This is a genomic window from Candidatus Methylomirabilota bacterium (assembly GCA_035260325.1).
Classification (GTDB): Bacteria; Methylomirabilota; Methylomirabilia; order Rokubacteriales; family CSP1-6; genus AR19.
Genome location: DATFVL010000248.1, coordinates 1 through 12,435, shown reverse-complemented (window position 1 = coordinate 12,435; position 12,435 = coordinate 1). Strand labels below are relative to the sequence as shown.

Genomic DNA, 12,435 nt, shown 5'->3' with positions numbered 1-12,435 from the left:
TAGGAGCGTGGGCTCGGCGGCGAGCGCTCGGGCGAGCTCGACGCGCTTCTGGAGCCCGTACGGCAGGCGTCCGGCCGGCGTCTTGCGGATCGCCTGGATCTCGAGGAAGTCGATGATCCGCTCGACGAACCCCCGGTGCTCGAGCTCCTGGCGCCGAGCGGGCCCCCAGTAGAGCGCCTCGAGGAGGAAACTCCCGCGCATCTTGAGGAGACGCCCCGTCATGATGTTGTCGAGCACCGTCATGCCCTTGAAGAGGGCGACGTTCTGGAAGGTGCGGGCGATGCCGAGCGCCGCCACGTCGGGGGGGGCGAGCCGCGTCCGGTCCCGGCCGTCGAAGACGATCCGGCCCTCGTACGGGTGGTAGAAGCCGCTGATGGAGTTCAGGAGCGTCGTCTTGCCCGCGCCGTTCGGACCGATGATCGCGACGATCTCGCCGCGCCCGATCGCGAGGCTCACGCGGTTCAGCGCGAGCAGCGCGCCGAAGCGCACGCTGATCTCCTGGACCTCGAGGAGCGGGCCCGGCGGGGCCCCCACGCTCATCGCGCGTCGACCTCGCGGATCCGGACGTCGGCGCGGATCGTGCCGGTCCGGCCGTCCTCGTACGTGACCTGCGCCTCGACCTGCACGTGGTCGCGGTCGTCGTAGAGCGCCTCGATGAGCGCCGCGTACTTCCGCGCGACGTGGCCGCGGCGGACCTTGCGCGTCCGCGTGATCTCCTCGTCATCCGGGTCCAGCTCCTTGTGGAGGATCAGGAACCTCCGGATCTGGGCGCCGCGCAGCACCTCGTCCTCGCCGAGGCTCCGGTTCACCCGGGCCACCTCCTGGGCGATCAGGTCGTAGACCTCGGGCTTCTGCGCGAGGTCGGTGTAGCTCGTATAAGCAATGTTCCGGCGCTCCGCCCAGTTCCCCACGGCGGCGAGGTCGATGTTGACGAGGGCCGTCACGTCGGGGCGGTCCTGCCCGATGCAGACGGCCTCCTTGACGAACGGCGAGAACTTCAGCTTGTTCTCGAGGTACTTCGGCGCGAAGAGCGTCCCGTCGCGGAGCCGCGTGACGTCCTTGGCGCGGTCGATGATCTTGAGGTGGCCGTCGTGGTCGAGGAAGCCGGCGTCGCCCGAGCGCACCCAGGCGTCCTCGACGATGGTCTCGCGCGTCGCCGCGTCGTTCTTGTAGTAACCCTGGAAGACGCCGGGGCTCCGGTAGAGGACCTCGCCCTCGTCGGAGATCCGGAGCTCGACGCCGCGGACCGCCGTGCCCACGCTGCCGAGCCGGATGTCGCCGTCCCGCTGGATCGTGAGGAACACGCTCGCCTCGGTCATCCCGTAGATCTGCTTCATGTTGATGCCGAGGGCGCGGAAGAAGACGAAGAGCTCGGGGCCGATCGCCTCGCCGGCCGTGTAGGCGCGGCGGACTCGCCGCATGCCGAGGTTGTCGCGGAGCGGCCCCGCGACGAGGAGCCGCCCGAGCGGAGCGAGGAGCCGGCGCCAGGCGGCGACGGGGCGGCGGTCGAGCCGCGCGCGCTCGATCGCCTGCGCGAGCCCGAGGAAGCCCTGGACGAGCCGCCGCTTCGGCCACGCGCAGTCCTCGATGCGGACCATGACGTTCGTCAGGATGTTCTCCCAGATGCGCGGCGGCGCGAAGAAGTAGGTCGGGCCGATCTCCTTGAGGTCGTGCAGGACCGTCGAGGCGCCCTCCGGGCAGTTGATCGTGAACCCGACCGCGATCGCCTGCGCGTAGGAAAAGACGTGGTCGCCGACCCACGCCATCGGCAGGTACGAGAGGATCTCCTCGTCCTCGCCGACCCCGTCGTCGGCGGCGGCGTTGCGCGCGGTCACCAGGAGATTGCGGTGGGAGAGCATCGCGCCCTTGGGCACGCCGGTCGTGCCCGAGGTGTAGCAGATGATCGCCAGGTCGTCGGCCCGCCCCCTCGCCACCTCGTCCTCGAAGTACGTCGGGTAGCCGACCTCGAACTTCTTGCCGGCCTCCCGGAGCTCGGCGAGGCTCATGAGACCGGGCTCGGAGTAGGCCCGCATCCCGCGCGGGTCGTCGTAGACGATGCGCTCGAGGCGGGGGCACGCGCGCTTGACCAGGAGGAGCTTGTCGACCTGCTCCTGGTCCTCGACCACGGCGAAGCGCGCCTCGGCATGGTCCACGACGTACTCCATCTCCTTCTCGACGGAGTCCTGGTAGACGGGCACCGGCACGCCGCCGAGGGCCTGCGTGGCCACGACCGCCCAGTAGAGCTCGGGCCGGTTGTCGCCGACGATCACGACCTTGTCGCCGCGCCGGAAGCCCAGTGACGCCAGCCCGAGGGCGATCAGCCGCGCCTGCTCGTGGTAGTCGCGCCACGTGTAGGACTGCCAGATGCCGTAGTCCTTCTCGCGGATCGCGATCTTCCGGGAAAATCGGGCCGCGTTGAGCCGGACGAGCTTCGGAAACGTGTCATGCTCGGGATCGAGCGCCTGCGAAGCGGCTCCGTGAGCGTGTGCGTCCAAATCGCCTCCGCGACGTTGCGGGCCGTGTGCTCCCACTTCTGGGGCGGGTCGGGAGAGTGTAGCCAAGAGGTCACCGGGTGTCAAGCATTTCGGTCAGTATGACGGGGACTTACGACGCGCCGCGCTTGCTCTCGCGAGCCGGAGCGAGCGGCGCCGGCTGCGCCCACTCAGAGGCAGGCGTGATCCGCCGTCCGCCCGCGCAACCGCTCCATGCCGTCGAGCATCGAGACGAGGTCCATGGGCCGGTCCAGGTCGTTCTGGAACTCCTGATAGCAGCGCATCACGTTCGGCAGGATGCGCTCGGCGTCGCTCCACGCGGCGTAGGCCCCGAGCTTGATGTCGCGCGCGGCCGCCTCGGCCGGCATGCCGGCGTCGAAGCGCGTCTTCGCCTCGCGCCGGACCAGCGCGAGGTAGTCGCGCGCGAGCCTGAGCTCCTTCTTCGTCCCGATGGGGCCGTGGCCGGGCACGATCACGTCGGCGTCGAACGCGAGGAGGCGGTTCGCCGCCTTGATCCAGCCGCCGACGTGGCCCTGGAAGGCGAGCGGCGTGACGTAGTGGAAGGCGATGTCGCCCGCGAACAGGACCCGCTCCTTCGGCAGGTAGGCGACGGCGTCCCCGACCGTGTGGGCGGCGAACCCCGGGTGCCAGAGGCGGATCTCGCGGTCGCCGTCGTGGATCACGAGGTGGTCCTCGAACGTCACGGTCGGCAGCGCGAGCTTCAGCAGCGGGAACTCGCGCGCGAAGCGCGGCATGAAGCGCTGCAGCAGCGGCACGGGCGGGAAGCCGGGCGCGAGCGCCTCGCGGCACTTCGCGGAGGCGATCAGCGTCGCGTCGCGGAAGAACCGGTTGCCGCCGGTGTGATCGAGGTGATGGTGGGTGTTGATGAGGGTCCCGATGGGCTTGCGTGTCGTCTTCTTGATCGCCGCCACGAGCTTCCGCGTCATCGACGGCACCATGAGGGCGTCCACGAGCACGTTCCCCTCCTGGCCGAGGATCAGCCCCGAGTTCGAGACGCCCGTGTCGCCCGCCGGGTCGATCCCCGACGCCTGGACGTAGGCGAAGACCCTCGGCGCGACCTCGAGCATGCCGCTCTTCCAGCGTGTCGGCACCACGTGCCGCGCCATGCCCGGGTCGTCCCCCTATTTCAGCGCGTGCTCGACGAGCGGGAGGGCGAAGTAGACGACGAACGCGACCGAGGCGAGGTAGACCATCCAGTGGACCCGCCGGCCCTTGCCGTTGAGGAGCTTGATCGCCGCGTAGGTCACGAAGCCGGCGCCGATCCCGTTGGTGATCGACCAGGTGAAGGGCATCGCGAGCATGGTCACGAAGGCCGGAATCGCCTCCTCGTAGTCGTCCCACGGGATCTCGCGCGCGATCGTCATCATGAAGAAGCCGACGATGATGAGCGCGGGGGCCGTGGCCTGCGCGGGAATCACGGCCGCGAGCGGTGAGAAGAACATGGCGAGGAGGAAGAGCACGCCGACCACGACCGACACGAGCCCGGTCCGGCCCCCCTCCGCCACGCCGGCGGCCGACTCGATGTAGGTCGTGTTGCTGCTCGCGTTCGCGAGGCCGCCGAACGCGGCGCCGAGGGAGTCCACGAGCAGCACCCGGCCGGCGCCCGGGAGCCGGCCCCGCGCGTCGAGGAATCCCGCCTTGCCGCCGACGCCGATGATCGTGCCCATCGTGTCGAAGAAGTCGCTCAGCATGATCGAGAACGTCACGAGGACGGCCGTGACGACGCCGAGCTTCGCGACGAGACCGAAGTCGAGGCGGCCGAAGGTCGAGAGGTCCGGCGGCTGCACGATGGCGCCGGGGATCCGCGCCGCGCCCGGCGTCGCGAAGCCGCGCCAGTCCGCGAGGACGCCGTTCAGGACGATCGCGAGCAGCGTCGTGAGCACGATTCCGAGCAGGAGCGCGCCGCGCATCCGGCGCGCCATCAGCCACGCCGTCAGGATGAACCCCAGGAGGAAGACGACGATCGGCAGGCCGCTGAGTGACCCGAGCCCGACCGGGAGCGGCCCCGCCGCCGGCTTCACCACGAACCCCGAGGTGAAGAAGCCGATGAACGCGATGAAGAGGCCGATCCCCACGCTGATCGCGCGCTTGAGCCCCAGCGGGACCGCGTCCATCACGGCCTCGCGGAACCGCGTGAGCACGAGCAGCGTGATGGCCACGCCCTCCAGGAACACGACCGTCATCGCCTGCGGCCACGTGAGCCCCCGCCCCGCCACGAGCTCGAAGGCGACCACCGCGTTGAGCCCCATGCCGGGCGCCAGCGCCAGGGGGTAGTTGCTCGCGAGGCCCATGACGATCGAGAGCACGCCCGCCGTGAGACACGTCGCGGTCAGCGTCGCGGCGAACGGCAGGCCCTTGGCCTCGAGCCCCTGGACGCCGACGTAGCCGAGGACGATCGGGTTCACGAAGATGATGTAGGCCATGACCATGAACGTGGTCACGCCGGCGCGGAGCTCGGTCGCGAGGTCCGTGCGACGCTCGGCGAAGCCGAAGAAGCGGGCGAGTGAGCAGGCCATGTGCCGGGCGGGAGTTTACCTCAGACGGGCTTCGGGAGGCGGCCCTCCCGCCCGGGCGCCGGGTAGACGTCCAGCCGGCCGGGGGGCGGGCTCATCCGCGGGCCTCGGGGGACCGCGGCGACCCGGGCTAGGCGCCCGAGGCGACCAGCGCGAGACCGGCGAGAAGGGCGGCGGCGATCACGAAGAGCCGAAGCGTCATGCCCCGGGGCATAGGCAAGGTCCCTGCCAGCGTGAACGCCGTCGGAAGTACCCGATATTCTTCGGAACGGATCACCGAGACGCCCGGCCCCGTGTCAGCGAACGTGTCACCGCCGTGCCATTTACGGAAACTTTCTGGTCACCTGCGGAACTTCTTGAAGTCGACGGGGCGCTTCTCGACGAACGCGTTCCGGCCCTCCATCGCCTCCTCGGTCTGGTAGTAGAGGTTGAGGGCGGTGTGGGCGAACTGCGCCACCCCGGCACGCTGCTCGGAGTCGATGTTGAACGACTGCTTGGCGAGGGCGAGAGCCGTCGGGCTCTTGTCGAGGAGCTCCCGGCACCACTGCTCGACCTCGGCCCGGAGGTCCCGGAGGGGCACCACCTTGTTGACGAGCCCCATGGCGAGCGCCTCCTGCGCCGTGTACTGGCGGCAGAGGTACCAGATCTCCCGCGCCTTCTTCTCGCCCACGAGGCGCGCCAGGTAGCCCGTGCCGTGCCCGGCGTCCACGCTGCCCACCCGGGGGCCCGTCTGGCCGAAGACCGCGTTCTCCGAGGCGACCGTGAGGTCGCAGAGGACGTGGAGGACGTGCCCGCCGCCGATCGCAAAGCCGTTGACCATGGCGATCACCGGCTTTGGGATGTGCCGGATCGCGCTGTGGAGCGCCTCCACGTCCATGGGCCGTTGGACCTCGGTGCCTGCGGCGCCAGGCGCGTAGCCGCCCTGACCGCGCTCCTTCTGGTCGCCGCCCGAGCAGAATGCCTTGTCGCCCGCGCCCGTCAGCACCACCACGCCGACGGCCGGGTCCCAGCGCGCGTCCGTGAACGCCTCGGTCAGCTCGGCGACGGTCCGCGTCCGGAACGCGTTGCGCACCTCGGGCCGGTTGATCGTGATCCAGGCGACGCCGTCCCGCTTCTCGTAGAGGATGTCCGTGTACGCCATGACGTCTCCGTTCCCCTCGCGGGGCGCCTTCAGGAGCCGTCGCGCGCTTCGCGCCGGCGTGGATGGAAGACGGCTTCGCGCTTGTCCTGCCAGGCGCGGTTGGCCTCCTCGATCTCCCAGGACGCCATGCAGTCCTTCTGCGAGCGCACGACCTCCTCGATCATCGCCCGCGGGTCGCGGTGGAACGACTCGTGGAGGAGGCGCTTCGCGTGCGCGTTCGCGGTCGGCGACGCGGCGTGCGCCTTGGCGATGATCTCGGCGAGCGTCCGCTCGAGCTCCGCCGGCGCGCACACCCAGTTGACGAGGCCCATCGCCCGGGCCGCCGCCGGGCTCACGTCGTCGTTCAGGAGCGTCAGCTCCTTCGCGCGCCCCACGCCCACGACGCGCGCCAGTCGCAGGATCGCGCCGTCGGGGATGAGCCCGTGGCGCGTGGCGCCGAGGCTGAGGACCGCGTCCTCGGTCGCCAGGCGGAGGTCGCAGGCGAGCGCCAGCTGGAGACCGCCGCCGATCGAGTGGCCGTGCAGGACGGCGAGCGAGACCTTCGGCATGTCCTCGAGGTGGTTGAGCGCGCGGATCCAGTGGCGGTAGAAGGGCTCGGCGATGGCGCCGGCCGCGAGCGCCGTCCGGTCCATCCCCGAGCAGAATGCCCGCCCGGCGCCGCGGACGACCACGAACGTGACGCCGGCGTCGGCCGCGGCGGCCTCCGCGTGGTCGGCGAGCGCGGCGGCGAGCTCGGTGTCGAGCGCGTTGAGCACGCGCGGCCGGTTCAGCGTGATCCACGCGACGCCGTCGCGGGCCGCGTAGGTGACCGGGGCGTCGGTCACGGGGCCCGCGAGGCCGGCGTGCCCGCGGCGCCGCGATTGTCGAGGGGGCGCGGCGCGATGTAGCATCGGCGGGAGCACTGCGTGGGAACCAGGGTGTCACTCATGGAAAGCGCGACCCAACGTAGGGAAGATCTGAAAGAATGTCAAGGAGACCAGCCATGCCCAGCGTCTCGCTGACCCGACGTCGCTTCCTCGCCGGAGCCGCGGCCGCCGCCGCGCCGGCCGCCCTCGCGCCGCGGCCGGCCCGCGCCCGGAGCGCCGTGAAGATCGGCACCGCGGTGCTCGGCGACTACTCGATGGCGGGGCCGATCATCGTCGCGCTCGAGAAGGGCTTCTTCAGGGACGAGGGGCTCGCCACCGAGTTCGTCCCCTTCCGCGGCGGCCCCGACCTCCTGAAGGCGGTGATGGCGGGCGAGATCCTCGTCGCCGTGACGGGCTCGACCGACATCCTCGTGTTCCGTGAGGCGGGCTCGGCCATCAAGATGGTCGCGACCCACACCGAGGGTAACCACTTCACGCTGAACGTCGCGACCGACGTGCGCGGCGTGGCCGACCTCAAGGGCAAGGCGATCGGCGTCACGCGGGCCGGCGCGACCACGTGGATCTTCGCGCGCATGCTCGCCCGGAAGCAGGGCTGGGACCCGGACCGCGACGTCCAGATCGTGGGCCTCGGCGGGCTCGACGCCCAGCTCGCGGCGATGGCGCGCCACGAGATCGGCGCCTACGTCTGGGGCGACGGCGGCGCGGTGACCGAGCTCCAGGGCAAGTCGAAGGTGCTGCTGCGCTTCGACGCCGTCACGGGCCGGTGGATCAGCCAGATCCAGTACGCGTCGGAGGACGCGATCAAGGCGCGGCCCGGCGAGATCCGGAAGAGCATGCGGGCGATGTTCCGGGCGATGCGGCTCATGCGCGAGACCCCGAAGGAGGCGGCGGAGCTCTGCGCAAAACGGCTCGGCTGGACGCCCGAGGCGGTGCTCGCCGCCCACAAGATTTCCGGGCCGCTCCTGCCCGTCGACGGCCGCATCGACCTGACCGCGCTCGCGGTCATGCAGGGCACGCTGCTCGAGTACGCCGTGATCCGGAAGAAGCTCCCGCTCGAGGAGCACCTCACGCGCGAGTTCACGCCTGTCAAGATCTAGCCCGTTGCTCGCGTGCGGGCTCGCGACGCTGCTCGCGATCCTGGCCGCCGCCTCCCCCGCGGGCGCGCAGGTGTTCCTCGCCTCACGGCCGAACCCCGACTTCGCCATCGGGCCGCTCTTCGTGCGCGCGAGCGTCTCGCCGGCGCTCGCGGCGGCCCGGGTGGATCTCCTGTGGAGCCTCGTCATCCCGCCCACGCGCTCGGGCGCGGCCGTCGAGCAGGACCTCTACCTCCTCTGGCCCGACGAGGTGGATGGCCTCATGACGCCGGGCCCGCCCGATCCCGCGCTCGCGCGCTACGTCGAGGAGCGCGGCTACGCCGTCGTCGGCGAGGGCCGCCTGCCGCTCTACGCGCAGAGCCTCTATCAGGCCCGCACGGAGCAGCCGCCGGAGCCGATCGCCGGCGGGGCGCCCTTCGTCACGTTCGTGCGCCAGGGCGGGCCGCTCGGGCTCACCGCGCCCGTCAGCTACGTGCGCATCCCGTGGACGCCGATGCTGGTGAACCGCACGTTCCTCATCCAGCTCCGGATGGGACTGCCTCGCCTCGTGAAGCCGCGCGAGGCGAGCTGGATCGAGAACGCCTTCTGGGGCCGGCGCTACACGGCGTCACTGAGCTTCAACGACGTCCGGCCGCGCGCGATGTTCCCCCTCTACCTCGAGAACCGGCGCCGGCTCGTCCGCCTCGCGGACGAGCCCGCGCAGCTCCTGATCGACTTCGCGCAGGCCGCCGAGCTCAAGATCCAGGACGTCTTCCCGCGGACCGCTGACCGCCGGAGGAGCGAGACCCTCGAGTCGACGGAGGTCGTCTCGGTGTTCCTCGACCACTCCGAGGGGACGGTGCCGCAGGTGCTGACCGTGCAGTTCGGCTACTACACCGGCTGGCAGTCGTGGGCGCCGGTGCTGATCCCCATCGTCTTCTTCGCGCTCGGCAACCTCGCCGGCCCGCTCGTCGCGATGGCCGCGCGGCGCGTCGGCGCGAAGGTCGCCCGCCGGATCCACGTCGACCCGCGCGGCGGCGCCGCGCGACAGACGGGCACGGTGGTCCGGCGCGAGACCCTCGCGCGCCTCGAGCCCGGCGTCACGACGCTCGACCAGGTGCTGGGCCTCTGCGGCGCCGAGCCCGAGGAGCACGAGCAGCTCGCGGCCCCCGACCGGCGCGTGCTAGTCTACCGCGGGCGGACCGTGGTGCCGCGCCGGCGCCGGCGCTTCGGCTGGGTCGCGACCGTCAGCCGCTGGGACGTGGAGCACCACGAGGTCGAGATCGCGCTCGAGCGGGGCGTCGTCCAGGACGTGCAGGCGCGCGTGCGCCGCACGCACCTCGCCGAGCCCGAGGGGGGCTGACCCATGAGCGCCCGATCCATCGTCCTGCTCACCCATTTCCTGGGCTACTTCGCGCTCTTCCTCGCGGTGGCGCTGGCGGTGATGAACGCCGTCTACGCGTCTCGCCGCGCGGTCGGCCGCGCCGGGCGGTCGCCGATCCCGGCGATCGTGACGGTCCTCGGCGTCTTCGGGCTCCGCGTGCTGTCGGCGACGCTCAACCGCCCGGCGCTCTTCGGCTTCTGGCCGGTCCTCCTCGTCGTCCTGTTCGACGTGGGGTCCTGGCTCCTGCCGCTGATCGTGTGCGAGGCGCTCGGCGTGAGGGACCGCGCCGCGCGGCGCGACTAGCGCGAGATCGACAGCCGCTCGCGCCCGTAGTTGAACTCGTCCACCCAGGGCTTGCCCTCGGCGAAGCGGGTCGCGCGGAACGGCGTGAGATCGAGCAGGCGCGGCTTGCCTTCCACGATCCACTCGGCCAGGCACCGGCCGATCGCGGGCGCCGTCTTGAAGCTCGTGCCGGAGTCGCCGAGCATCACGAAGAGGCCCTCGACGGACGCGATCCGGTCGATGAGCGGCCGGCCGTCCGGGCTCATCATGATCATGCCGGCCCAGCCGCCGCGCATCGTCGCGCCCGCGAACGCGGGCAGCCGCGCCGCGAGCGCCTCGCGGGAGGTCGCGACGAAGCCCGGGTCCACGCCCTCGTTGAACGCGTCGGGGTCGGCGTGGCCGCGCCCAAGCTCGATGCCGATGAGCGTCGCGGCGCTCCCCTCCGGACGCATCCACGACTTGTGGACCGCGTCGATGATGACCGGATGGGGCCGCGTCAGGCCAGCCGGCCAGCGGAAGATCGAGACCTGGATGCGGAACGGCTCGAGCCCGAAGTCGAGGCCGAGCGGGCCGAGGAGGCGGCCGGCCCACGCGCCCGGGACCAGCACGACCACCGGAGCGTCCACGCGGCCCTGGGGCGTCTCGACGCCGGCGACGCGCCCGCGCTCGACGAGGACCCGCGTGACCTCGCGGCCGGTCTCGATCCGCGCGCCGCCCCGCTGCGCGGCGGCGGCGAACGCGAACGCGGTCGCGTTCGGGTCGGCGAAGCCCGAATCGGGCTCCCACGCCGCGCCGCCGAGGTCGTCGACCCGGATGCCGGGCGCGAGCCGCCGGAGGTCGTCGTGCGAGACCAGCTCCGTCTTGATCCCGATGCGCTGCTGCGTCTCGACGTTCCGCCGGAGCGCCGCCTCGTAGCCGCGCGGCACGAGCTCGAGGAACCCGATCGCCTCGAAGCCGCACTCGCCGCCCACGAGCGCGTCGAAGTTCTGGAACACCTTGAGGCTCTCGAAGGCCAGGCGCGACTCGTGCTCGTTCGTGTAGTGCATGCGGACGAGCGCGCCCGACTTGCCCGTCGCGCCCGACGCGAGCCCGCGGCGCTCGAGGAGCAGGACGTTCCGGACGCCCAGCCGGGTCAGGTGGAAGGCCGTGCTCGCCCCGTTCACTCCGCCCCCGACGACGACGACCTCAGCCGCGGCCATGGCATCCCCCCGCCTTTCCGTATGGCAATTATCCCATGACTGTATAATAGAAAGCCAAGATGAATCGCCTAGAACGTCGCCGAGAACTCAGGCGTGAACTCGTAAAGGGTCTCGCCAACGTAGAATTTCAATTTCTGGAGCGTCTCGGGAACCAGCGTCCCATCGCTGAGTGCTACCTCCACATGGATGCAGAACTGCACATACACTTTTTGGCCGGACGTGTCCTGTGCGCCACGTATCGGGCTCGGCCGATCCATGAGGGCTCCGGGACTGAGAGCGGCGCGCGGGTATCCGACCAAGTCGTGCGCCAAGATCGTCAGGGGATGTCCCGGTCCCTGTTGAACTTGAGAACTGAGTAGCGACGGCTCCCTGGTCGGCGTGAGAATCGCGTCGACCAAGACAAACGGTCCCCACCACCGGGACCAAGGAGCCGCCAATGACGAAGAGAACAGCGGAAGCGCAGCGAACGCAAGCGGAGAATGGGGCCGGCCCGGAACTGGCTCACCTGGTGGAGCCGATGCTCGCCGGGATGACGACCACCCGCCATCACTTGCTCGCGTGGGTCCATGCCCATGGACTGGCGGCGCTGGACGAACTGTTTCACGAGGAGGCCGTCGCCCTGGCGGGCCCCAAGGGCCGGCAGCAGACGCAGCGCACGCATCATCACTGGGGGACGGCCGCGACGGAGCTCACCTTCGGCGGCCGGCGGGTGCAGGTGCGTCGCCCCCGGGTGCGGCGGACGATCGGCGGGGAAGCGACGTTGCCATCCGTGGCGGCGTTTCGCGGCCGCGATCCGCTGAGCGCGCGGATGATGCAGCAGCTGCTCGCCGGGGTGTCGACGCGCCAGTACGAAGCCAGTCTCGAGGCTCGGCCGAGCGGGTGGCGCACCCGGGGCAGTAGCAAGAGTGCCGTCAGTCGGACGGTGGTGCGACGGACCCGGCAGCGGCTGCAGGAGCAGCTCACCCGGCGCCTGGAGGGGCTCGAGGTGGTGGCGCTATTCATGGACGGCGTCGTGGTGGCCCAGCAGACGGTGATCGTGGTCCTGGGGATCACGCGCGCCGGGGGTAAGGTGCCCCTGGGACTGCGCCTGGGCTCGACGGAGAACGCCGTGGTGTGTACCGAGCTGCTGCAGGACCTGCTGGCGCGCGGGCTCGCGCTCGAGGGGCGCGTGCTGTGCGTGATCGACGGGGGCAAGGGGCTGCGCAAGGCGCTCGGCGATGTCCTCGGCGACGCGGCGGTGATCCAACGCTGCCAGCTGCACAAGGGCCGCAACCTCGCCGCCCTCGTGCCGAAGACCCGGCAGGCCTACGTCCGGGCCGCCCTGCGCCGGGCCTGCGCCATTCTTCGCTTGCGTTCGCTGCGCTCTCGCTGTTCTCTTCGTCATTGGCGGCTCCTTGGCCCCGGCTGTGGGGACCGTTTGTCTTGGTCGACGCGATTCTCACGCCGACCAGGGAGCCGTCGCTA

General features: G+C 71.0%; 11 protein-coding genes. 4 read left to right on the top strand and 7 right to left on the bottom strand.

Annotated features, from left to right (window positions below; translation table 11 throughout):
• The 6 genes from VKG64_15910 to VKG64_15885 form a co-directional block, all read right to left on the bottom strand.
• On the bottom strand, nt 1–540 hold a 540-nt coding region (locus VKG64_15910; GenBank protein ID HKB26522.1), incomplete at its 3' end, for an ATP-binding cassette domain-containing protein.
• Nucleotides 537–2,495 (bottom strand): AMP-binding protein, encoded by a 1,959-nt coding sequence (locus VKG64_15905; GenBank protein ID HKB26521.1) that lies wholly within the window; start codon nt 2,493–2,495, stop codon nt 537–539. The genes VKG64_15905 and VKG64_15910, both read right to left, overlap by 4 nt.
• Nucleotides 2,496–2,662: 167 nt before the next feature.
• Entirely contained in the window at nt 2,663–3,619 is a 957-nt protein-coding gene (locus VKG64_15900; GenBank protein ID HKB26520.1) for an MBL fold metallo-hydrolase, read from the bottom strand.
• A gap of 15 nt (nt 3,620–3,634) precedes the next feature.
• A complete protein-coding gene (locus VKG64_15895; protein ID HKB26519.1) occupies nt 3,635–5,029 on the bottom strand; it encodes an NCS2 family permease in 1,395 nt (464 codons plus the stop codon).
• A gap of 337 nt (nt 5,030–5,366) precedes the next feature.
• Nucleotides 5,367–6,167 (bottom strand): 1,4-dihydroxy-2-naphthoyl-CoA synthase, encoded by an 801-nt coding sequence (gene menB, locus VKG64_15890; GenBank protein HKB26518.1) that lies wholly within the window; start codon nt 6,165–6,167, stop codon nt 5,367–5,369.
• A 29-nt stretch (nt 6,168–6,196) separates the two neighbouring features.
• Nucleotides 6,197–6,991: an enoyl-CoA hydratase/isomerase family protein gene (locus VKG64_15885; GenBank protein HKB26517.1), complete on the bottom strand. Its 795-nt coding sequence runs from the start codon at nt 6,989–6,991 to the stop codon at nt 6,197–6,199.
• Between the two features lie 158 nt (nt 6,992–7,149).
• Between VKG64_15885 and VKG64_15880 the strand changes: the two genes are divergently transcribed.
• Genes VKG64_15880 through VKG64_15870 form a run of 3 tightly spaced genes read left to right on the top strand, consistent with a single transcriptional unit; the run spans nt 7,150 to nt 9,793 of the window.
• The gene (locus VKG64_15880) at nt 7,150–8,130 is read left to right on the top strand and encodes an ABC transporter substrate-binding protein (protein ID HKB26516.1); all 981 of its coding nucleotides are present in this window, start codon (nt 7,150–7,152) and stop codon (nt 8,128–8,130) included.
• 4 nt (nt 8,131–8,134) lie between these two features.
• Nucleotides 8,135–9,469, top strand: a complete 1,335-nt coding sequence (locus VKG64_15875) for a hypothetical protein (GenBank protein ID HKB26515.1) — start codon at nt 8,135–8,137, stop codon at nt 9,467–9,469.
• Between the two features lie 3 nt (nt 9,470–9,472).
• Entirely contained in the window at nt 9,473–9,793 is a 321-nt protein-coding gene (locus VKG64_15870) for a hypothetical protein (protein ID HKB26514.1), read from the top strand.
• On the opposite strand, the gene VKG64_15865 is transcribed toward VKG64_15870, so the two are convergent.
• Nucleotides 9,790–10,971, bottom strand: a complete 1,182-nt coding sequence (locus VKG64_15865; GenBank protein HKB26513.1) for an FAD-binding oxidoreductase — start codon at nt 10,969–10,971, stop codon at nt 9,790–9,792. The genes VKG64_15870 and VKG64_15865 overlap by 4 nt on opposite strands.
• Before the next feature lie 436 nt (nt 10,972–11,407).
• Here VKG64_15865 and VKG64_15860 point away from each other — a divergent pair.
• A partial coding sequence (locus VKG64_15860; GenBank protein ID HKB26512.1) for a transposase occupies nt 11,408–12,435 on the top strand: 1,028 nt, incomplete at its 3' end.

Coding starts and splice junctions, on each gene's coding strand:
- VKG64_15870 (HKB26514.1), top strand. CDS start 9,473: ATGAGCGCCCGATCCATCGTCCTGCTCACCCATTTCCTGGGCTACTTC.
- VKG64_15880 (HKB26516.1), top strand. CDS start 7,150: ATGCCCAGCGTCTCGCTGACCCGACGTCGCTTCCTCGCCGGAGCCGCG.
- VKG64_15895 (HKB26519.1), bottom strand. CDS start 5,029: ATGGCCTGCTCACTCGCCCGCTTCTTCGGCTTCGCCGAGCGTCGCACG.
- menB (HKB26518.1), bottom strand. CDS start 6,167: ATGGCGTACACGGACATCCTCTACGAGAAGCGGGACGGCGTCGCCTGG.
- VKG64_15865 (HKB26513.1), bottom strand. CDS start 10,971: ATGGCCGCGGCTGAGGTCGTCGTCGTCGGGGGCGGAGTGAACGGGGCG.
- VKG64_15900 (HKB26520.1), bottom strand. CDS start 3,619: ATGGCGCGGCACGTGGTGCCGACACGCTGGAAGAGCGGCATGCTCGAG.